Genomic DNA, 21,381 nt, shown 5'->3' with positions numbered 1-21,381 from the left:
AAAAAACGGGATTAGACAGTCAGTCTAATCCCGTTTTTTGCTTCATCCCGAAATGTGTTACCCAATTATGAGTGTTAGAATTGAGCTGTTCGCGGGAGAAACTAGGTCAGGCACAGTAGACGCTGATGTTATTGATGCTTCAAGGGGAGTCATTGGCGGTATATTAAAACCAACAGCCGCTTACTACGCTGAGTATCAAGATTTCTTCCAAGCGCCCTCAAAGAAATTAGACTGGAATAAACTGGAAGCGCTCCGCTTAAACGCCATTTCTACTTTGACTGGTCAACTTACAGCAGAAGGAGTTGATATTACTGACATGATGGACCAGTTTAGCGTTGAGACTGTTGATGTCAACATAGTTGGAATTACTCATCAGCAAATGGCCAAGCTCTTTCCTGACTCATAAAGCATCCGCGCCTCTCATCCGTCTACCACCCCATGAAACTACGCGTAATTGTAACCGGGGCCACCGGGATGGTGGGAGAGGGTGTGCTACTTGAATGCCTAGGTCACCACGAGGTGGAGCAGGTGCTGTCTGTTAGCCGCAAGCCTAGCGGCCTCACGCACCCCAAACTGCGGGAAATTTTGCACAGTGACTTTCAGAATATCAGCCCAATTGCTGACCAGCTCACGGGCTACAACGCCTGCTTTTTCTGCTTGGGCGTATCGTCAGTAGGCATGAAGGAGCCGGAGTACCGCCGCCTCACCTACGACCTGACCCTGCACTTTGCCCAAGCGCTGCTGCCGCGCAACCCCGAGCTTACGTTCTGCTACATCTCAGGGGCGGGTACTGATGGCACCCTGCAAAGCCGCCAGATGTGGGCACGGGTGAAAGGCGAAACCGAAAATGCCTTGCTGCAGTTGGGCTTCCAGGATGCTTATATGTTCCGGCCGGGGTTTTTGCGCGCTACTGAGGGCCAGCAGCACGTACTATCATACTACAAGTATTTCGGCTGGCTGTTTCCGGTGCTGCGGGCCGTTGCGCCTAACTACGCATCTACGCTCGCGGAGCTAGGCCAGGCCATGATACGGGTAACGCAGCGCGGCTACCTGCGCAAGGTGCTGGAAGTGCCCGATATTGTGCTGCTTGGGAAACGCTAAGCCACTCAGTAAGCGGAGTATGAAGCCTGGCGCGGCTACAAGGCCTGCTTCCTGTGGGCGCGGGGACGGTGCACCTGTACCTTATCAATGATGGCAGCCCCGCCGTTACGGCTGCCGATGTACAGTTTCTGCAAGAGCGGCGGCCGCACTTCACCTCCCGCCCATACCCCATTAACCGGGGTAAGGGCTATGCACTGCGCACCGGCTTGGAGCAGGTGAAAGAACGTATTGGTTTGTTTACCGACAGTGATTTTTCCCTATGAGGAAACCAGCGTGGCCTACGGGGAAAGCCTGTGCCCGTGCGTCTTGAGCCAAGAGTTATCTACTCTAAAATCAATCTCAGGATTATGCTGAAGAAAGGCAGCAGCCTGAAAATTCTGCTGGTCCGGTTTAGAGAAGTTTGGCTGCTACTTACACTTCTCCTTGCGGCGGGTGTCGATGATGTGGGCAATTTTCCAGCCATCGGTGAGCTTCACGAGCTGGAAGGAGTTATAGCCGCAGTGGCTGAAGGTGTTGCCCAGGTAAAACTCATAGGGCGTCCAGACGCTGGCCAAATTAGCGTCAATCAAGATCTTATCAAAGGTGATGCGCTCATCATACACCTCCTTGTGCGGCGTGGCCACCGATTTCAGGAAGGCGGAGGGGCTCTCGGGGCGCAGCGTGGTTTGGCCGTTGCGGGTGTATATGGTATGAAACACCGCCCCCGGAGCTAGGGTGGTCCGGAGCAGGGTGCTGTCGCCCTTGCGCATACCATCAAAAAATAACTGAATAGTTTTCTTAACGGCCTCCTTTTCAGCTGCGGGTGTGGTTTGGGCAAAGGTGCTACACGTTGCCGGGAGCAGCAGGCAGGAGAAGAGCAGTTTTTTCATGAGTGACAGCAGGCAGGGAATAAAACCACGGAAAGGTAACGCAATGTGTCCGGAGGTTGCACTCTGATAGCCACACGCCACGGGGGAGGGCTACTGCTGGTACATGCAGTGAAAGTATGATCCGCCGCCCAGTTTGCCGCCAGGAGCGGCTATTTTTGCGCGGGCAGCTGATCTGTTTGCCCTTGCCCGTCGTTATGCCTCCATGGAAATCCGCCGCACCTTCGATCTACTCACGCACCTATCAACGCTCAACCCCCAGGCCAGCTGCCTGGTAGAAAAGAAGGCCGACGCTTGGCAGGCCTTAAGCGTGCAGCAGGTGCAGCAGGGGAGCAACCAGGTGAGCCTGGGTCTGCGCCATCTGGGCATAGCGGCAGGTGATAAAGTAGCTATTATCTCGGCCAATCGGCCGGAATGGGTGCTGGCTGATTTTGGCATTGCGCAGCTGGGAGCCGTGAGCGTGCCCATGTACCCCACCATTACGGTGGAAGACTACCGCCATATTTTTCAGGATGCCGGCGTGCGGGTAGTGCTGGTTGAAAACCAAAAGCTGCTGAGTAGGGTGCAGGAGGCGGTGGTCGGCCTCGCTGAAGGGCCAGAATACATTTTCACCTTCGACCACCTGCCCGATGCGCGTCATTTCGGGGAGCTGCTGGCGCTAGGCCAGTCGGGCCTGAATGAGGAGACCGGTCTGGAGGCGCTCAAGGCTGCCGTGCAGCCCGATGACCTGCTGACGCTGATTTATACCTCGGGGACTACGGGCCGGCCCAAGGGCGTGATGCTCAGCCACCGCAATATCTTGTATAACTGCGAAAACCTGACGGGCTACCTGCCCTTGCCGGCGGGACAGAAGGCGTTGAGCTTCCTGCCGCTGAGCCACATTTTCGAGCGGACCGCTACCTACCTGTACTTGATGTTAGGCTTTAGCGTGTGGTACGCCGAGTCAGTAGAGCGCATTGCCGACAACCTGCGCGAGGTGCAGCCCCAGGTGTTTACCACCGTACCCCGCCTGCTGGAGAAAATTTATGATAAGATAGTAGCCAAAGGACATGAGCTGACGGGCCTGAAGAAAAAGCTGTTCTTCTGGGCCCTCGACCTGGGCCTGCGCTACGACACCCAGCAAGACCAGGGTTTGCTCTATAACACCCAGCTAGCCCTGGCCAATAAGCTTGTTTTTAGCAAGTGGCGGGAGGCGATGGGAGGGCAGGTGCACTATATTGTGAGCGGGGGTGGTGCCTTGCAGCCCCGCCTGGCCCGGGTGTTTTGGGCGGCTGGCATTCGAGTAATGGAGGGCTACGGCATGACGGAGACCTCGCCGGTAATTGCCGCCAGTCAGCCAGAAGCCAGCGGCAACCTCATTGGTGCCGTAGGCCCCGTGATACCCGGCGTGGAAGTAAAGCTGGCCACCGATGGCGAAATCCTGACCCGCTCGCCCTCCGTGATGCAGGGGTACTACAACCGCCCCGACCTAACGGCCGAAGTAATTGACCGCGAGGGCTGGCTGCACACCGGCGACATTGGAGAATTTATTCAAGGACGGTTCCTTAAAATCACGGACCGCAAGAAGGAGATGTTCAAAACCTCCAATGGTAAGTACGTGGCCCCGCAACCCCTTGAATCCAAGCTGGCAGAGTCGCCGTTGGTGGAGCAGTGTATGGTGGTGGGTGAAGGGGAAAAGTTTGCCGCGGCTCTGCTGGTGCCCGCCTTTACTGAACTGCGGGCCTGGGCCAAAAGCCATAACCTACCCACCGACCTCTCCGACGCGGCACTGGCAGCCCATGCCCAGGTACAGCAGTTGTATGAACAATTAGTGCAGCAAACCAACGCAGCCTTTGCGCAGTGGGAACAAATCAAGAAGGTAGCGCTACTACCCGTGGTCTGGAGCGTAGAGTCAGGGGAGCTCACGCCTACCCTGAAGGTGAAGCGCAAGATCATTAGCCAGAACAATCAGCAGCGTATAGAAGCGCTATTTCAGTAACAGTTCTGGCGAAGGCCTTGGCACCCTCACGGAGAGTACGCACTGCCGGAAATTCTCTCTGAGTTTTGGTTCAGCACCACAGCCTTTCCAGCACAACTACCCGCTCAGTACTTATTGATTAAAAGCCAGATACAGACCTCAAGCCGAGGTGTAAGTGGCGAATTGCTGGGCAAAGTAGAGCAGGTAATGGGTTGAGCAGTAGCCTGATAAAATAGAAACCTTTTTAGGGCTAGACTAAATCTTTATGCCCCTTGCGGTGTTATCTTAGCGTACCACAAGCCTACTGCCATGCGCACTAAAGATCTTTTCGATTTCGGTCCGGTTTTCGGTTACTTCTTCCGTAAGAATGACCCTAATCGCAAAACTAATTTCAACCTGCGCACCATGCACTTCATCAACAAGCTCTCCATGAGCATGTTTCTGGTGGGTTTCATTGTGCTGCTCTACCGCTGGTTTATTCGCTAGCAAATTTGCTGGCTCTCCCCTGAGTTTACCTCTGACGGAGACTCTCCGCTCACACATAGTAAGCGCCCGCCTTGGCCTTTGGCTGAGGTAGGCGTTTTGTGCTATATGAACATTGAAGACTTCCGCGATTATTGCCTGCTGAAAGCCGGCGTAACTGAAGAAACACCCTTCGGCCCCGATACATTGGTGTTCAAAGTGGGTGGTAAAGTGTTTGCTCTCACCGATATCGAAACCTTTGGCAGCATTAACCTGAAGTGTGACCCGGAGCGCGCCCAGGAACTACGTGAGCGGCACGAGTACGTGCTGCCCGGCTACCATATGAACAAGAAGCACTGGAACACGGTGCTCATCGGGACGGGTGCATCCGTAGGCCTGTTGCGCGAACTAATTGATCATTCCTATGATCTGGTGCGGGCTTCTTTGCCCAAAAAACATCGGGAGGAGTTGGCAGAAGCAGAAAGACAAGCAGAATAAAGCAAGTGTACTGGCCTAGGGTGCTGTTAGTCAACCACGTAGCCGGTTCGTGCAATAGGCCAGGTAGGAGTGGGCTGGTCGGCCATTTCCAGTAAGGTAGTTTCTATCATCTGGCTCATGGCATTCAGGGCCAGATCGTTGGGCTCTGTACCGAAGGGCTCTTCAATTTCTCCAATGATGGCATCCAGCGCCATAAAGGTGTAGCCAATAAACACGACAATAAGCGGTGTGGCCCAGCTGATGCTTTCGACCAGACCGAAGGGCAGCAGGAAGCAATAGAGATACACGGTGCGATGCAGCAGCACGCTATACGTATAGGGCACAGGCGTGCTGGCCAGCCGTTCGCATCCGCCCACAATGTCGGAGAGTTGGTTCAAGTTACGGTCGAAGGCCAGTTGAGTATTGGAATCGAGGTGGCCGGTTTCGCGGGCTTCCTGCAGCCAGCGGCCCATTTCGCGCAGCAATAGCATCGGCCGGAAATGGGCTTGCTGCACCGTGTAGGCCTGTTCTGGCGGCAGCAGGCGCTGCAGATCGGCCGCAGGGTCGGTGTGGCGGAGTTGGTGGCGCAACGTGTGGGTGAAGGCAATGAGCAGCCGCACAAAATGCGTAACCGGCGCCGAGGTAGCCGGGTAGCCGCTCATAGTGAGGGCCTGCCGCGCCAGGGAACGGGTGTCGTTGAGTAAGGCGCCCCAGAGCTTGCGGCCCTCCCAGTAGCGGTCGTAGCTCACATTGTTGTAGAAACCCAGAAAAATGGCTAGGGCCACCCCAAACAACGTAAAGGGCGCAGCCGTAAGCGGCACCCGGTGCTGAAAAATAGTGCCGTGGAAGTACGTTACGCCCAACGACAGCGCAAACAGAATCAGGAGACGCGGCAACACCTGCGGCAGCACAGAGCCCTGCCACACGAACAGCATGCGAAACCAGTTATATCTCGGTCGGATAATCATAGGCCAGCTTACGGACAGCGGGCAGATTTGGCTGGTGCTGTTACGGATGTAACGCGCTTCTTTTGCTCTTCACGCAAGACTCAGCTGAACAGTTTCGAGTACCGATAAACCCAAAAAAGGCTCGCCGGACGAATTCGACGAGCCTTTTGTATAAAACAACTGACCTAGGCCACTTACACTACTACGTTTACCATGCGGCCAGGTACCACAATGATCTTCTTGGCCTCTTTGCCTTCGGCGAAGCGGGCCAGAATGTCGGTGGCGCGCACAGCGGCCTCGATTTCAGCAGTTGTGGCAGTAGCCGGAAACTGCAGCTGCTCGCGCACTTTGCCGTTGATGGCTACGGGGTAGTTCACGGTGTCTTCCACCAGATACTCTTCCTTAAACTCGGGGTAGCTAGCCGTGCTGATGCTGCCGGCCTCGTGGCCTAGCTTCTGCCACAGCTCCTCGGCCAGGTGCGGGGCGTAAGGCGATACTAGCACCACCAATGGCTCCAGAATGGAGCGGTTGTGCGTGTTCAGAGCCGTCAGCTCGTTCACCGTAATCATGAGGGCGCTGACGGTGGTGTTGAACGAAAACTTCTCGATGTCCTCATCCACCTTCCGGATAGCCTTGTGCAGAGCTTTCAACTCAGCGGGCTTGGGAGCCTCGTCGGTTACGGCGAAGTCGCCATCCTGGGGGTGGTAGAGGCGCCAGAGCTTCTTGAGGAAGCCCGCTACGCCGCTCATGCCGTTGGTGTTCCAGGGCTTGAACTGCTCCAGCGGCCCCAGAAACATCTCGTACAAGCGCAGCGCATCGGCCCCAAACTTGTCTATCAGCACATCAGGGCTCACCACATTGTACTTCGACTTTGACATCTTCTCGACCTCGACGCCGCACACATAGGTGCCGTTGTCTTCGAGGATGAACTCAGCCGTTGCGTACTCGTCACGCCATTTCTTGTAGGCTTCAATGTCGAGAACATCATTCTCCACAATATTGACGTCTACATGCAAGGCAGTTGTTTCATGCTGGTCCTTTTTGCCTGCTGTCACGAACGTATTGGTGCCGTTAATACGGTACACGAAGTTCGAGCGGCCCAAGATCATGCCCTGGTTGATGAGCTTTTGGAAGGGCTCATTGGCCGTTACTAAGCCTAGGTCTTTAAGGAAGAGGTGCCAGAAGCGGGAGTAGAGCAAGTGGCCCGTAGCATGCTCTGCACCACCGAGATATAGGTCTACATTCTGCCAGTATTGCTCGGATTCCTGGCCTACGAAACGTTCGTTGTTCTGTGGGTCCATGTAGCGCAGAAAGTACCACGAGGAGCCGGCCCAGCCGGGCATCGTGCTCAGCTCGTAGTCGTACTGGCCTTTGTACTTCCAGTCTTTGGCGCGGCCCAGAGGCGGCTCGCCGGTTTCGGTGGGTTTGTACTCATCAATTTCCGGGAGCACCAGCGGTAGGTCGGCTTCGGCCACGCCGTAGGCCACTCCATCCTTGTAGTAAATCGGGATGGGCTCACCCCAGTAGCGCTGGCGCCCGAAGATGGCGTCGCGGATACGGAAGTTGACTTTGCCCTTGCCGATGCCGCGCTGCTCCAGCTCCTGAATCAGGATTTGGGTAGCCTCCTTGTAGCCTTTGCCTTCGATGAGGCCGTGCAGGTACACGCCTTCCTTGGTGGGGTCGGCCTGCTCCTCGATTTGCTGCTGATCTACTACCTGCACAATGGGCAGGTGGAAGTGCTTGGCAAACACGTAGTCGCGCTGGTCGCCGGAGGGCACGGCCATTACGGCGCCGGTGCCGTAGCCCGCCAGCACGTAGTCGGCAATCCAGATCTGGATGGGCTCACCGCTGAACGGGTTGATACCGTAGCTCCCCGTGAAAGCACCCGAAACCGTTTTGGTGTCGGCCATCCGGTCGCGCTCCGAGCGGCGCTTGGTAGCGTCTATGTACTCCTGAATGGATTCCTGCTGCTCGGGCGTGGTCAGCTCAGCCACCAGCTCATGCTCAGGAGCCAGCACCAGGAACGTAGCACCATAAATGGTATCAACGCGGGTGGTGTACACCTTAATCTGGGCGCTTTCGTGGCCTTGTACCGAGAAGGTCACTTCAGCCCCAATGCTCTTGCCAATCCAGTTGCGCTGCATTTCCTTCACCGCCTCGGGCCAGTCAATGGTGTCGAGGCCCTGGAGAAGACGGTCGGCGTAGGCGGTAATGCGCAGGTTCCACTGCGGCATTAATCGACGTTCTACGGGAAATCCGCCGCGCTCAGAGAGACCGTCTTTCACCTCATCATTAGAGAGTACCGTACCCAGGCCAGCGCACCAGTTCACGTAGGTGTCTGACTGGTAGGCCAGTCGGTAGGGGTGCACAGCTTGCAGGCGTTGCTTCTCGCTCATCATCTGCCACTGGCCCGCCGTGAAATCGTGGCGCTCTTCCTCGTCGCCAGCGGCGCGCACGCCTTGGCTGCCGTTCTCGGCAAACTTGTCGAGGAGGGTTTTCAGGGGCTCGGCGCGGTCGGTGTCGAGGTTATACCAGCTATTGAACAGCTTCAGGAAAATCCACTGCGTCCACTTGTAATAGCTGGGGTCGGAGGTGCGCACTTCGCGGCTCCAGTCGTAGCTAAACCCCAGGGAGCTAAGCTGTTCAATGTAGCGGGCAATGTTCTCGCGGGTGGTTTTCTCAGGGTGCTGGCCCGTCTGGATGGCGTACTGCTCAGCGGGGAGGCCAAACGAGTCGAAACCCATGGGGTGCAGCACGTTAAAGCCCTGCAGACGCTTGTAGCGCGTGACAATATCAGAGGCAATGTAGCCGAGGGGGTGGCCTACGTGCAAGCCCGCACCGCTGGGGTACGGGAACATGTCCAGCACGTAGTATTTGGGCTTCTCAGAGGCGTTATCGGCCTTAAAGGTATTGTGCTCTTTCCAGTGGGCTTGCCACTTCTTCTCGATATCCTGGGGATGGTAGCCGGGCATGGGCAGTCGATAGTACGATGATTCGGAACGGGCGAAATTACGGAAAAACAGCCGCAGCCGGGCTTTTTTGTAAGTAGCAGGATGTGCGGCGCGCAAGAACACGGTAAAGACGCTATACTTGGCGTGTTGGCGGGTGTTTCGCTCTGGTAGGCACCTCACCTCCCCGGTCCCATCTCCAGAAAGTCAAAAAGCGAGAGGGGGCCACGGCTAATTATAGAGACACACATTTGTGCCTCGCCACTGCTGATGTTATGTGACTTCTTTGTTCTAGGCCAGTCAGTCGTTCCGGCATAGTTGCTCAAAAAGGATACACAAGTACGTTTCTTTGCATCTTCAGCGCGTAAGTGCCCGGGCCAACACTGGCCTAGCTCTACCATAAGCAATGGGCGCCCCACTCTAATTTATTGCTGCTTTTGCGTTACCTCAGCTTCCTGCTTCGCTTCTTACGCCACCGCTTCGATTTACTTGAAGACACCGCTGACCCAGATGTAATCGAGGATAGCGTTGAGTCAAGTACTTCTTTCCGGGGGACCAATCTTTGGGTGTTGATCTTCGCCATCCTGATTGCCTCAGTAGGCCTGAACGTAAATTCTACGGCCGTCATTATCGGGGCTATGCTGATTTCGCCGCTGATGGGTCCGCTCGTGACGTTGGGTTACAGTGCCGCTACCAACAACCCCGATCTGTTGCGGCGGGCCGTGAAGAATCTGGGTCTGGCCATCATTATCAGCCTGATGACCTCGACGCTCTACTTCCTGCTCACGCCCCTGAGAGGAGCGCAATCGGAGCTGCTGGCCCGGACTGAGCCCACCATCTGGGACGTACTCATTGCCCTGTTTGGTGGGCTGGCCGGTGCCGTAGGCCTCACGCGCCGCGAGAAAAGCAACGTTATTCCCGGCGTGGCCATTGCCACGGCCCTGATGCCGCCGCTTTGTACCACTGGGTACGGCCTGGCCTCGGGGCACTGGCAGTACGCGCTGGGAGCATTCTACCTGTTTTCTATCAACTGTGTGTTTATCACGCTGGCCTCGTTTCTGGTGATGCGCTTTCTGCGCCTGCCGCCGCACCGGTTTCAGCATGAGCATGAGGCCCGGCGCGTACGCCGCCTGATGCTTCTGGCGGCGGCCATTATTGCCGCCCCGAGTGTGTGGCTGGGCTACCGCATTGTGCAACGGTCTGTATATGAGCACGCCGCCGAGGATTTTGTGAAAGAGCAGCTGGATTTCCCCGGCACCTACGTGGTAACGCGGCAGATTGATGCCCGCCGGCGCCGGATAAACGTACTGCTGGTTGGCCCAACGGTAGATTCCGCGCGTTTGAGGGCCGCCAGCAAGGAGCTGGCCAAGTATCGGCTGATGCCCACCACGCTCACCGTACGGCAGGGCCTGCAGGCCTACGACTCACTGGATGCGCAAACGCTGCGCCAAAACCTATTGGAAGACGTGCGTGCCCGCCAGAACCAATCTGAGTTACGCTCGGAGGCCGAAATAGCGCATCTGCAGCAGCTAGTTGCTTCGGCTAAAACGGCGCTGCCCACACCCGAGGCCATGCTGCGCGAAGTGCAGGTGGAGCATCCTGCGGTGCGCCGGCTGGCACTTGGGCAGCTAATGCGCCCCGCTTTGCTGCGCGATTCCCTCCCCGCCGATACCGTGCTGGTGGTTAGCGTAGAATCGCGGGGGCCGGTGCCAGTTCCTGAACGGGAGCGGCTGGTACAGTGGCTGAGAGCCCGCACCAATCGGAAGCAAGTAGAACTGCTGGTATTGCCACCCCCAACCATCCAAAAATTGCTGCCCGCAAAACTGCTCGTTCCGGATAAAGTTGTGATGCCCGCCAAAAAGTGACAGCCTAAGTATGACACGAAAACCCATTTCGCTACGAGCATAGCGAGTAGGCAATAGCGTGCGGTTCTGAATACTCGCTATGCTCGCCGGGAAACGGATCTTCGCGCTATACTTGGCGGCGGCCGGCGCTAGGCTCACGTTTCTACCTATGAGCGGCCACCTTGCATAGCATCAAACTCGCGGGAAATGCGGAGGCCCAGGCCAGAGCTGCCTCTGGGTTACCCTATAGAGGCGACACTTCGCCTCTATAGGGTAACCCATTATTGTGCTGCTAAGGTTAGTGGATAGTAGCCAAAAACGGGTGCTTAGGTGGCAGTTGGCAGGCATGAGTTGGCCGCTAGCATCTAGATAGCATCCAGCCCCGGCAAGCTAAGCAGACCAGCGACGCGGTACGCTACAGTTTGGACACTAGCTACATCTGGCCCAGTGATGGTCAGGTGGCCCATCTTCCGGCCCGGGCGCGCCTCTACCTTGCCATACAAATGCAGGTGCGTTCCCGGCAGGCTCAACACGGAATGCCAGTCCGGCTCCTGCAAGTGGCCGCTGGTGTCAAACCACACATCACCCAGCAGGTTGAGCATGATGGCCGGGGAGTGCTGGCGCGGCTGCGGCAAGGGCAAGCCCGCCATCGTATGCACCTGTAAGTCGAACTGTGAGGCGTCACAGGCGTCCAGGGTGTAGTGGCCGCTATTGTGCGGGCGTGGGGCCATTTCGTTAACTACTAAGCCGCCGTGCTCGGTGCCATCTTCCACCACAAAAAACTCGACGCACAGTACCCCTACATAGCCGATGTGCTGCGCAATGGAAACGGCAGCGTCGCGCGCCCTGTCAGCCAGGGCTGCGGGCATATTGCCTTCGTATGCGTGGGTCACGGCCAGAATGCCATTAACGTGCACGTTGCGCTGCGGGGCGAAGCTAACGACTTGGCCGTCCCAGCCGCGCGCCACCAGTACCGAGCACTCGGCGGTTAGCGGGAGCATCTTTTCGAGTACGCAGGCAACGCTGCCCAGCTCTGCCCAGGCGGCGGCCAACTCATCGGTGGTCTTAACGCGGACCTGGCCCTTGCCGTCGTAGCCCATGCGGGCGGTTTTCAGAATACCGGGTAGCAAATCAGCCCTTCCGGCCTGAACGGCTTGGAGCTGGGCGGTCGTTTCAACCACCGCGTAGGGGGCACAGGTCACTCCTGATACAGCCGCGCAGGCCGCGAAGTGGGCTTTTTCCTCGATGCGGTTTTGGGCAATGCCTACCACGGCCGCACTAGGCGCCACGGGTCGGGTCTGGGCCAGCGTTTGCAGAGCCTGGGCCGGCACATTTTCAAACTCGGTGGTGATGGCCTGGCACAAGTGGGCCAATTGCGCCAGACCAGCCGGGTCGTCGTAGTTGGTCTGGATGTGGTGGTGACTTACCAGCCCGGCCGGGCTTTGCGCATCGGGCTCTAGCACGGCAGTGAAGTACCCCAGGCGCTGGGCGGCATGCACAAACATCCGGCCCAGCTGGCCACCGCCCAGCACGCCAAGGGTAGCCCGCTGGCCGGCGGCGTCTATACTGCCTGGGTAAACCGGGCTCATGACTGTAACGTGACTATCGGCATTCATAGGGGCAGCGTCATGGCGCGAGCGGCTTCGGTTTGATCGGCGCGAAACGCCAGCAGCTTGGTCGCCAGGTCTGGGTTGTGTAAGGCCAGTAGGCTGACCGCGAACAAGGCCGCATTGGCTGCCCCGGCATTACCAATGGCAAATGTGGCTACGGGTATCCCTTTGGGCATTTGCACGATGCTGTGGAGCGAATCTACCCCTTGCAAATGGCGGCTGGCTACCGGCACTCCCAGCACGGGCACCGTTGTTTTGGCGGCCAGCATGCCCGGCAGGTGGGCAGCACCACCCGCGCCGGCGATAATGGCCTGCAAACCGCGCTGGCCGGCTTGCTCGGCGTAGGCAAATAAGTCGTCGGGCATGCGGTGGGCTGATACTACGCGCGCTTCGTGGGCCACGCCAAATTGCGTAAGAATCTGCACGGCATGCTGCATAGTATCCCAGTCGGTGCTGGAGCCCATAACCACACCGATTAGTGGCTGAGGATTGTTGGAGTTGGAAGAAATACTCATCGAAATTAGTTAATCGTCATGCTGAGCGTAGTCGAAGCATCTCTACCGCTTCGCTTGAGCTTGAGGAAAAGACGGGCATTAAACACCTCGTTTACTAAAACAAATACCTTGAAGGAGCATCGTATCAGATGTAAACGCAACTTCATAAGCCGTATCGTAGTCACAGTCAAGCACAGCTACATTCCACGGTGTAGCTTGGTCTACTGCATAGAGTGATGTGAAAGGCAAAATGGCGCCGGGTACCGTAAGAGCGGCGTCAAAAAAAACAAGTCCACCCTTTCAGCTTTATAGAGGCCTGAGTGTCAATATCACAATTGAAGGCTAGGCCGCTCAAAGGAATTGCCGCGTCTTCCTCTATGGATATAATTTCCGCAATCACCAGTTCGGCCCCATCCGTAGACCGGTATAAAGCAAAATTGCCGGTTTCGGTATTAAAAAAGCAGTGTGTTGCATCAAACTGAAAAAGCTGCATCTGCCCGATGCTTTGAATTACATCCCAATAAAGTGGTTGCTTGTATTCGGTGCCGCACCAAGCTTTTGCATCTTCCAGCGAGCAAATTCCGACCGGTGCTCCTGACGTTTCGCAATAAGCAAACAACTGGCACAAGCGTGTTTCCATGTTCGGGTCAGAATGCAAGCTCGAACGAAGCGGTAGAGATGCTTCGACTACGCTCAGCATGACGCTCTGTTTCTAGCTAGGCTCTAAATCTCAACGCTCCAGCAGGATTTCCGCACCTAAAATCACCAGGTCAACCCGGCCTTTCAGCGTCTGGTCGATGAAGGGTGTGTTCTGGGATTTTGATTTCATGAAGTCCTTCGTAAAAGTTGTTTCCGCCTCAGTGTTGAACAACACGCAATTGGCTTGCTGACCGACTTCGATGGCTGCTACCGGTAGGCCCATCAGGCGGCGTGGTTCCGCCGAGTAGCGTTTCACCACTAAGTCCCACCCAAATTTTCCGGGCTCAACGAAGAAGTGATGGAGCGTCACCAGGGCCGTATCCAGGCCAGTGATGCCATTGGGGGCGCTAATAAAATCCTGGGCCTTTTCGAACGGGGTGTGCGGCGCATGGTCGGTGGCAATGAGGTCGAAAACGCCTTCAATCAGTCCCTCAAGCAGGGCATCGCAATCGGCCTGCGTCCGCAGTGGCGGGTTCATCTTGTAGTTTGTGTCGTAGTCGCCGATGTGCTCGTCGGTGAATAGCAGGTGGTGCGGGGCCACTTCCGCCGTTACCTTCACATCACCGCGGGATTTCCACCAGCGGATGGTTTCCATACCCAGCTTGCTGGACACGTGCTGAATATGTACGTGCGCGCCCGCCGCCCGGGCCAGGCGAATGTCGCGGTCGATGATGATTTCCTCCGCGCAGGCTGGTGAGCCCTTGATACCGAGCCGGTAGCTCATCACCCCTTCGTTCACGGCGCGCGGCCCAGCCAGCTCCGGTACCTCGCAGTGGCTGGCGAAAAACATCCCAAACTCAGTGGCGTACTGCATTGCCCGCAACAGTACGGCCGGGTCGCTGGTAGTATCTCCGTCGTCGGTGAGCATTTTCACGCCTAGCTCGCGCATGCCCTCAATTTCCGCCAGTTCCTTGCCCTCACGGTTCTTGGTAACGCAGCCGGAGGTGTACACCGGAATGCGGGCCCGGTCCTTGGCATTCTCCAGCACTGTGGCCACCGAAGTTGCCGAGTCGAGGGCCGGGCGGGTGTTAGGCATCATGACCACGCCGGTAATGCCGCCGTTGATAGCTGCTTCGCTGCCGGTGGTAATGGTTTCCTTGTTCTCAAACCCAGGGGCGCGGAAATGGACGTGGGCATCAAACATACCCGGCATCAAAACGCGGCCACGCGCGTCGATAACGCGGGCGCCCTCGGGAATAGCCAGGTTGCTACCGATATCCTGAATTTTTCCTTCGACTATAAGGACATCGCCCTCGAGCAGTACGGGTGAGTTTTCGGAGGCGATGCGGGCGTTTTGAAGGAGAAGCATGAAGTGAGAATTGCTGTAAACCGGCTAGGGTTATGGAAGATATGAATGCGAAATAGAGTCAGCCGCCGTGTCAGGCGTTTAGGGTATGCTGACTGGCGAGCTAGCCCGCTGCCGCGCGGCATAGATTGATTCCTGCCGCGGAAATTCTCCACCCGGCGTGAGCCAGTCGAGTACGGCCATACGGACGGAAATCCCATTTTCTACCTGGTTGGTAATAAGGCTGCGCTCATAATCCATGACGGCGTCGCAGAGTTCAACCCCCCGGTTCACGGGGCCAGGGTGCATAATGTAGAGGCCTAGGTCGCTGATTTCCGCCAGCCGGGCGGTAGTAATGCCGTACACCCGGTGGTATTCCCGTACGCTGGGGAAGAACTGCACATCCTGGCGCTCCATCTGCACCCGGAGCAGGTACACTACATCGGGCGCCCAAGCCATGGCCGCCTCGTAATCGGTGAAGCGGCGGATGCTTTCCGGGACGTATTTGGGCACTAGTGAGCCCGGGCCCAGGTAAGCAACCTCAATACCCAGTTTTTGCAGCAGGGTGCTGGTAGAACGCGCAACGCGGGAGTGCAGAATATCCCCGATGATGAGGACTTTCTTCCCCTTGGGATCGGGGAATTTCTCCCGGATGGTGAAGGCATCCAGCAGGGCCTGGGTGGGGTGCTCGTGCGCTCCGTCGCCGGCATTGATGACCGCCGCCGTGGTTTGGCGGGCAATCATGCCGGGCAGGCCGGGGTGACTATGGCGCACGACGATGTAGTCGGTACGCATCGCCTGGAGCGTCTCAATGGTCTCGCGCACCGACTCGCCCTTGGTTATGGAGGAGTGGGCGACGTCGAAATTCGTTACCTCCGCCGAGAGGCGTTTGGCCGCAACCTCAAAGGAAGAGTGCGTGCGGGTGCTGGCCTCGTAGAACAGCATGAGCACCGACTTGCCCTCGAGGGCGGGGATTTTTTTCACCGAGTGGGTGAACAACTTTTTAAAAGACGTGGATTGGTCGAGCAGAAACTCGATTTCCTCACGGTGAAGGGATGCGATGTCGAGGAGGTCTTTACGTGCCATACCGGAGTTGAGGAAAAGTGAGGTTGTCGAGCTGAAATAATGAAGTTGAAGTCTTATCTGCCGCTACCCATGGCGGCGAAACGCTCTACCGTATGAGTAGGGGAGTAGCGTAGGAGTTATGAGGTAGGAACTAGCTGCGGGGCAGGAACCCACGAACTCAACGGACATAAAAAAACCGTTTCGGAAGCCGAAACGGTAACAGGGCAACACCTAGAAAAGACAACAGAAATAGCAGAGGCAAAATCGGGAGAACCGATGGCGACGAAGACCTTCCGGTCTACTCGCGGTTCCTTGCTGAGCAGGGCCCCACGCTTCATCAACAGGTTTTTTGGTTGAAGCATGCTGCAAAACTACGGCATTGTTACGTATCCTTTCAGCATGTGAAGCAAAAAATTCCGTTGAGGCGAACGTAGGTATCACCAAAAAACGAGCAAATGCTTTCGGTTTAATTCATTATGCTAAAGGCATTTGGGCCGATCAGTGGCCTGCATCTTAGTAAATAGAAGGGGCGTCGGCTTTCTACTAAACGGCTAAACTGAATGTGCATGTTGCTCCAGCAGCTCTAGGCCACAGCGGGCAGCGGGCACCTGTAGGATTGTGTTACGCTCCACTTCCAGCACCTGTGCGGACGATGAGCAAAACGGTACGTTGCCCTATTTTAGGCCGTTTTGCTGAGCTTGGCAAAGCATCTCTACCCCTGACTATTCAACCGCCCTAGCACCAGCCTAACGTAACGGAAGAGGTGCTTTAGCAAGCTCAGCAAAACGGACAATTTTGTCGGGGCTCTCACATACCCTGGTCAGCCGTTCAACGCCGAGACGCGAACCAAAGGTCGGCGTAACCAAGTATCGCGTCTCTACAGTGCAAACAAACTTATTCATCAGCCAGAAGTGTGCGGCCGTCCCAGGTTCCTTCGGCGCTTAGCACCCGGAAGCGGGCGAATAGCTCCTCGCCGTACCACTTCTCCTGGCGGGTGAGCTTGATGACTTCCTTGTGCTTCTCGCTGCGGTAGGCGTAGTCCTGCATGGCCTGCGCCGATTCCCAGAGGCTCACGGTTGCTTGCCGCACTACGGGCAGTTCGCCTAGGCCTATGGCAGCGCGCACGCCGGGGGCATCGGCCACGGTGGCGCTGGTGGGGGCCACGTAGCGCCAGAAACGGGGCGTTTTCTGCCACCGGATGGAGGCGCGGGTGAGCACGGCGACGGGGCCGTCAGGAGCCGTATCTTCCGTGGGGTAGTCGAAGGGGTTTACCCCATCCCAGAGCCCGTGCGATTTAATCGGTGCCAACTCGGCCGTCCAGATTTCCTCGGTGCGCTGCTGATACTCCTGCCACAGCGGGTGCGTGGTGAAAAAGGCTTCGGCGGCTTCGGGGGAGTCCCACACGGCCATAAAGCCGTAGCGGTGCAGGTTGGGCATAAAGCCAAAGCCGCCTGCGCCGCTGCCTAGTAGCTTCTGAAACCGCAGGCCCGGTACCCGCTGCAGTGGCCGTTGCGCCGTGCCCATCTGGGCCAGCCCCCAGCGGACGTTGCCCGGCTTCAGCGTAAGAATAGAAAGAGTAGTAAGCAAAAGAATACTAGTTAGAAAGAACGACTCTGCGTCCTCCGCGAAAACACTGCGTCTTCCGCGGGAACCATCGTCGGCACGAAGTAAGGAATGGCCGCCTGCCCGAAACAACAAAAAAGGGCCGGAATTGCTTCCGACCCTTACAGTTTACTGAAGTGGCCTACAGGCTACTTGGGGTTCACCTGAGCGTGCTCGTCGCCGGTGGGCTGGTACCGCTCGCCGGTAGCTACGGCTTTCACGTAGCCGAAGGCGCGCACCAGCACGTTGCTAGGCTGGTCCCAGTACTCACCACGGTCGATGTTAATCTTTAACAGGGCAATGTTGGGGTCATCGGAGCCCTTGGGGAACCAGGCGCGAAGGCCTTCCGTGTACAGTTCTTTGATTTTGGCCTGATCCGTTACGATAGAGGCAGTGCCTGAAATCGACACGTACAGGTTATCGTCGGGCTTGGAGTAGCCCAGGTTTACGTGCTGGTCTTTACGCACTTCGTAAATCTTAGCCGAGTCTTTCTCAGTGAAAAACCACAGCGTACCATCGGCCTCGGGCTTCTGGGTGTACATCGGGCGGCTATGGAGGCCACCGTCTGCATCGGCGGTGGTCAGCATGGCAATCTTAATATCTTTGATTCTATCGATCAGCTTAGTCACATCGTGACTTTGGGCAACTTGCTCAGCCATTGTCTTCGGGTTTTGGTGGTATAGGATGGAGGTAGGAAATACGGCCGAGGCGGCTGAAGGTTCAGCTACAGTATTTTTGCCGACCTTCCGCTGCCCATGAATTTTCTTGCTCATCTGCTGCTCTCCGGCACCCCCGCCACTACACCCGACTACGAAGATATTGTAGTGGGCAACTTTGCTGCCGAAGCCGTACGCGGCCGGGCCGGCCTACTGGCCTACCCACCCGCCGTGCAGCGCGGCATCCAACTGCACCGCTTCATCGATACCTTCACCGATGCCCACCCCGTGGTGCGGCGCACCACGGCCCGCCTCCGCGAAGCCGGCCTCGGCAAGTGGGCCGGTGTAGTATCCGATGTGGCCTACGACCACCTACTGGCCCGCGACTTTGCCCAGTACCACTACCACTCCGCCGAGCCGCTGCCTGCTTTCGCCCAACGTATGTACGCCCTGCTGCACGCTCGCCGCCACGAGCTGCCGGAGCGCCTGCAGCAGATGTTTCACTACATGCGCCAGGGCGACTGGCTCACCGGCTACGCCCACCCAACTGGCCTAGAGCAAGCCTTGCTAGGCCTCTCGCGCCGCGTGCCCACCGCCACGGTGTTAGCCACCGGAGCAGCGGCGTTCCTGAAGGAGCTGCCTGCGTATGAAGCAGATTTCGCGGAGTTCTGGCCGGAGCTGCATGCGGCTGTGGAGGCTAAGGATTATTGAAAGACATTTTCTTTTAGAAGTAAAGTATATTGGTATTTGTGCCCCAATTTCTATTCCTGTTGGTGCGCAAAACCTGGATAATCTGGTTCTTAGTTAAAGCATCGCTTCTTAAGTATCCAGTCCAGAAATCTTTAATAGAATTATTATCCATCTCGAAAAGAAGGACCCGCTCAGATAAACCAAATCCGCCTAAATAGTAGGCTATTATAATCGTTTTCTTGCCTACCCCTAGGTAAAGTAATTGTCGGTTTGAACGCTCCTCAATGATATTGTCGGTAGCATTAAATGGTTGGCCATAATCAGCTATAGAGAATGAAGGGCCACCGTAATGCTTTAAAAATGAGGAAATAATCGGAGGGATAGAACTCACCTTTCTGCTCTCAATTAAACTATCCTGTTCTATTTTCTTAAGTATTTCCTCTAAATGTAGGTTGGTTAAAATAGCGGTTGTATCAATAGAAAATACTTGAGGTGGTGATTTAGGAGAATCATTTACAAGTGTTAATTTATTATGCTTAGCACGTTGGACCGGCGCTTCTTGGGTAGATTCCTGACAAGCAGATAGCAAGAAAAGGCAGCCAATAGTTAGACGGTAATATTGATTCATAAAACAGGTTATAAGAATAAAAACGGGGCCATAATGGCCCCGTTTCACTACCAATAAAGCGCAATTAGCTTAGTGCTGATGTCCGCCTTCGCCGTGTACGTGGCCGTGGTCTAGCTCTTCGCGGGTGGCTTCGCGTACTTCGGCTACTTTGCCGTCGAAGTGCATTACCATGCCGGCAAGGGGGTGGTTGAAGTCCATTTTGATGGTGTCGGCGCCGATGTCGACGATTTTGCCCTGCATGTGGTGGCCCTGGTTGTCGGCCATTGGCAGAAAGTTGCCTACCTGCACCATCTCGTCATCGATTTTACCATCGATTTCGAATACGTTTTTGGGGATATCCACTACGGCTTGCTGGTCGTAGTCGCCGTAGGCCTGCTCGGGAGTGAGGGAGAAGTTGAACGTGTCGCCGGCCTGCTTGCCGTCGAGCTGGCGCTCAAACTCTTCGGGTAGGCCACTCTGGCCAAAGAGGAAGACCATCGGCGCATCTTCTTCGGCCGATTCTACGAGAACTTTCTCTTGGTTTTCGTCGGTCACACTTAGGTCGTAGGTGATGGTGACGACTTTGTTGGGGCTGATCTGGGCCATAATACTGGAAAGGACGCGGGCGTCCGGGGGATGGGTGAGAAATAGGTTCGGCTGGCTAGTTACGGAAATGACCGCTAAAAACGAGCCCCGAACCCTTTGTCATACTTCAACCCGGCCGGGGGAGTTGTGGCTAAGTAAAATTTTGGCATTGCCTAACAGGGTTATCCGCTGGCCGTTAAGCTCAAGAATACACTTGTATTAACCACGTTCGGCCTTTCTAGCCCTTCCCTCATCTTTCCCATGAAAACTATCTTTCCTGCGCTTCTAGTAAGCGGCGCCTTGCTGGCTAGCTGCCAGTCTAACTCCACCAACTCCGAGAATAGCACCCCCGCCACCCAGCCCGGTGACTCCACCGCCACTGCGCCTGCCTCGGCTGATACTGTAGCCAACATCGGTAGCCCCAAGCTGCTACACACCCTCGACGAGGCCCACAACACTCCTGATGGCCTGGCGCTGGCGCCCAACGGCAGCCTCATTCTGTCGGTGCCCAACCTGGCCAACAACTCCTACCCGGCGGTGCTCATGGAGATGACCGACACTGAACTCAAGCCCTACCTCACCAACCTGCCCGTAGAACCCACCACCAAAAAGGCCGCGCCTATGGACCTGGCCTTCGGGCCCGATGGCAACCTCTACTACGCCGAAAACCAGTACGAAAACAGCAAGGATTTTAAGTCTCGGCTGATGCGGGTGCAGGTGCAGAACGGCAAGCCCGGCAAGGTGGAAACGGTGGTCGATAACTTTGCCCTGGCCAATGCGGTGGTCTGGAAGGGCAACACGCTCTACGTGACCGACAGCCAGTGGGACATGCCCGACAACGACAAGGGCAGCGCCATCCTGCACTTCACGCTGGCCGAGCTCAGCAAAGGCCCCATCCACCTGAAGCCTAAAACCAAGGACCCGCACGTGCTGGCCATGTTCACGACCACCGTGAACGAAACCGGCGTCGATAACGGCGCCGATGGCATGGACTACGACAGCCAGGGCCGCCTTTACACTGGCTCCTTCGGCGACGGTAAGTTCTACCGCGTCACGCTCAAGCCCGATGGCAGCCTGGATAAGCAGGAAACTCTCACGCTCACCGGCAAGCAAATCCCCTGCATCGACGGCCTCATCATCGACCGCAAAACCGATAAGGCCTATGTGTGTAACTCGCGCGAAAACGCCATTGAGGTAATCAACCTCAAAGACAACTCCGTGACCACCCTCGCCCAAAACGGCGACACCGACGGGGCAGGAGGCCTACTAGACCAGCCCGCCGAAGTACTGCTGAAGGGCAACCGCTTGTACATTTCTGATTTCGATAAGCCGGAGAAAAACTTCGTCAATAAGAAGTCCGACGCCCCGCATACTATGTCGGTGATTGACCTGTAATAGTGAACGAAGAAGCTTATCACCTAAGCGCAAAGAGTTTTGCTTCTAAGGGTAGAGACGCAACATTTTGCGTCTCGTCGTTCGTTGCTGA

General features: G+C 56.4%; 21 protein-coding genes. 9 read left to right on the top strand and 12 right to left on the bottom strand.

Going from position 1 to position 21,381, the window contains the following annotated elements; all coding sequences use genetic code 11:
- The first annotated feature begins 37 nt into the window (after window positions 1-37).
- The 3 genes from HMJ29_RS18270 to HMJ29_RS18260 all read left to right on the top strand — a co-directional run bounded on the left by HMJ29_RS18270 (window position 38) and on the right by HMJ29_RS18260 (window position 1,364).
- Entirely contained in the window at window positions 38-406 is a 369-nt protein-coding gene (locus HMJ29_RS18270) for a hypothetical protein (RefSeq protein ID WP_171592840.1), read from the top strand.
- Window positions 407-438: 32 nt separating this feature from the next.
- On the top strand, window positions 439-1,101 hold the full coding sequence (locus HMJ29_RS18265) for a Rossmann-fold NAD(P)-binding domain-containing protein (RefSeq protein WP_171592839.1): 663 nt from the start codon (window positions 439-441) through the stop codon (window positions 1,099-1,101).
- Window positions 1,102-1,169: 68 nt separating this feature from the next.
- Window positions 1,170-1,364, top strand: coding sequence for a glycosyltransferase (locus HMJ29_RS18260; protein WP_171592838.1), 195 nt, complete (start codon window positions 1,170-1,172; stop codon window positions 1,362-1,364).
- 144 nt (window positions 1,365-1,508) lie between these two features.
- Here HMJ29_RS18260 and HMJ29_RS18255 read toward each other — a convergent pair whose 3' ends face one another.
- Entirely contained in the window at window positions 1,509-1,970 is a 462-nt protein-coding gene (locus tag HMJ29_RS18255; protein ID WP_171592837.1) for a nuclear transport factor 2 family protein, read from the bottom strand.
- Between the two features lie 133 nt (window positions 1,971-2,103).
- Between HMJ29_RS18255 and HMJ29_RS18250 the strand changes: the two genes are divergently transcribed.
- The 3 genes from HMJ29_RS18250 (at window position 2,104) to HMJ29_RS18240 (ending at window position 4,884) form a co-directional block, all read left to right on the top strand.
- Entirely contained in the window at window positions 2,104-3,945 is a 1,842-nt protein-coding gene (locus tag HMJ29_RS18250) for an AMP-dependent synthetase/ligase (protein WP_244679057.1), read from the top strand.
- A gap of 288 nt (window positions 3,946-4,233) precedes the next feature.
- Complete coding sequence (locus tag HMJ29_RS18245; protein ID WP_167855347.1) at window positions 4,234-4,410, top strand: DUF6728 family protein; 177 nt, start codon at window positions 4,234-4,236, stop codon at window positions 4,408-4,410.
- A 105-nt stretch (window positions 4,411-4,515) separates the two neighbouring features.
- On the top strand, window positions 4,516-4,884 hold the full coding sequence (locus HMJ29_RS18240; protein WP_171592836.1) for an MmcQ/YjbR family DNA-binding protein: 369 nt from the start codon (window positions 4,516-4,518) through the stop codon (window positions 4,882-4,884).
- Between the two features lie 26 nt (window positions 4,885-4,910).
- On the opposite strand, the gene HMJ29_RS18235 is transcribed toward HMJ29_RS18240, so the two are convergent.
- The gene (locus HMJ29_RS18235; RefSeq protein WP_171592835.1) at window positions 4,911-5,831 is read right to left on the bottom strand and encodes a bestrophin family protein; all 921 of its coding nucleotides are present in this window, start codon (window positions 5,829-5,831) and stop codon (window positions 4,911-4,913) included.
- A 173-nt stretch (window positions 5,832-6,004) separates the two neighbouring features.
- Window positions 6,005-8,782, bottom strand: coding sequence for a leucine--tRNA ligase (leuS, locus tag HMJ29_RS18230; protein WP_171593403.1), 2,778 nt, complete (start codon window positions 8,780-8,782; stop codon window positions 6,005-6,007).
- 413 nt (window positions 8,783-9,195) lie between these two features.
- Between leuS and HMJ29_RS18225 the strand changes: the two genes are divergently transcribed.
- A complete protein-coding gene (locus HMJ29_RS18225; RefSeq protein ID WP_171592834.1) occupies window positions 9,196-10,623 on the top strand; it encodes a TIGR00341 family protein in 1,428 nt (475 codons plus the stop codon).
- 344 nt (window positions 10,624-10,967) lie between these two features.
- On the opposite strand, the gene HMJ29_RS18220 is transcribed toward HMJ29_RS18225, so the two are convergent.
- From HMJ29_RS18220 to HMJ29_RS18190, 7 genes are all read right to left on the bottom strand, one after another.
- On the bottom strand, window positions 10,968-12,191 hold the full coding sequence (locus HMJ29_RS18220; protein WP_171592833.1) for a 5-(carboxyamino)imidazole ribonucleotide synthase: 1,224 nt from the start codon (window positions 12,189-12,191) through the stop codon (window positions 10,968-10,970).
- A 23-nt stretch (window positions 12,192-12,214) separates the two neighbouring features.
- On the bottom strand, window positions 12,215-12,727 hold the full coding sequence (gene purE, locus HMJ29_RS18215; protein ID WP_171592832.1) for a 5-(carboxyamino)imidazole ribonucleotide mutase: 513 nt from the start codon (window positions 12,725-12,727) through the stop codon (window positions 12,215-12,217).
- A 256-nt stretch (window positions 12,728-12,983) separates the two neighbouring features.
- Complete coding sequence (locus HMJ29_RS18210; protein WP_171592831.1) at window positions 12,984-13,346, bottom strand: hypothetical protein; 363 nt, start codon at window positions 13,344-13,346, stop codon at window positions 12,984-12,986.
- Window positions 13,347-13,436: 90 nt separating this feature from the next.
- A complete protein-coding gene (locus HMJ29_RS18205) occupies window positions 13,437-14,714 on the bottom strand; it encodes a dihydroorotase (protein WP_171592830.1) in 1,278 nt (425 codons plus the stop codon).
- A 78-nt stretch (window positions 14,715-14,792) separates the two neighbouring features.
- The gene (locus tag HMJ29_RS18200) at window positions 14,793-15,776 is read right to left on the bottom strand and encodes an aspartate carbamoyltransferase catalytic subunit (protein ID WP_171592829.1); all 984 of its coding nucleotides are present in this window, start codon (window positions 15,774-15,776) and stop codon (window positions 14,793-14,795) included.
- An 873-nt stretch (window positions 15,777-16,649) separates the two neighbouring features.
- Window positions 16,650-17,342 (bottom strand): spheroidene monooxygenase, encoded by a 693-nt coding sequence (locus HMJ29_RS18195; protein ID WP_244679063.1) that lies wholly within the window; start codon window positions 17,340-17,342, stop codon window positions 16,650-16,652.
- Window positions 17,343-17,506: 164 nt separating this feature from the next.
- Entirely contained in the window at window positions 17,507-18,016 is a 510-nt protein-coding gene (locus tag HMJ29_RS18190; protein ID WP_171592828.1) for a pyridoxamine 5'-phosphate oxidase family protein, read from the bottom strand.
- Between the two features lie 96 nt (window positions 18,017-18,112).
- Here HMJ29_RS18190 and HMJ29_RS18185 point away from each other — a divergent pair, with 96 nt between their 5' ends.
- Window positions 18,113-18,724: an acyl carrier protein phosphodiesterase gene (locus HMJ29_RS18185; RefSeq protein WP_171592827.1), complete on the top strand. Its 612-nt coding sequence runs from the start codon at window positions 18,113-18,115 to the stop codon at window positions 18,722-18,724.
- Window positions 18,725-18,737: 13 nt separating this feature from the next.
- On the opposite strand, the gene HMJ29_RS18180 is transcribed toward HMJ29_RS18185, so the two are convergent.
- Window positions 18,738-19,331 carry a hypothetical protein gene (locus tag HMJ29_RS18180; RefSeq protein ID WP_171592826.1) on the bottom strand — a complete coding sequence of 198 codons (594 nt, stop codon included), beginning with the start codon at window positions 19,329-19,331 and terminating at the stop codon, window positions 18,738-18,740.
- Window positions 19,332-19,400: 69 nt separating this feature from the next.
- Window positions 19,401-19,916 (bottom strand): FKBP-type peptidyl-prolyl cis-trans isomerase, encoded by a 516-nt coding sequence (locus tag HMJ29_RS18175; protein ID WP_171592825.1) that lies wholly within the window; start codon window positions 19,914-19,916, stop codon window positions 19,401-19,403.
- Window positions 19,917-20,156: 240 nt separating this feature from the next.
- Here HMJ29_RS18175 and HMJ29_RS18170 point away from each other — a divergent pair, with 240 nt between their 5' ends.
- Window positions 20,157-21,290 carry an SMP-30/gluconolactonase/LRE family protein gene (locus HMJ29_RS18170; RefSeq protein WP_171592824.1) on the top strand — a complete coding sequence of 378 codons (1,134 nt, stop codon included), beginning with the start codon at window positions 20,157-20,159 and terminating at the stop codon, window positions 21,288-21,290.
- Window positions 21,291-21,381: the final 91 nt, after the last annotated feature.

This window comes from Hymenobacter taeanensis, from assembly GCF_013137895.1.
GTDB classification, from domain to species: Bacteria; Bacteroidota; Bacteroidia; order Cytophagales; family Hymenobacteraceae; genus Hymenobacter; species Hymenobacter taeanensis.
Note: the sequence above shows the minus strand (reverse complement) of the source record. Positions and strands in the feature narration are given on the sequence as shown.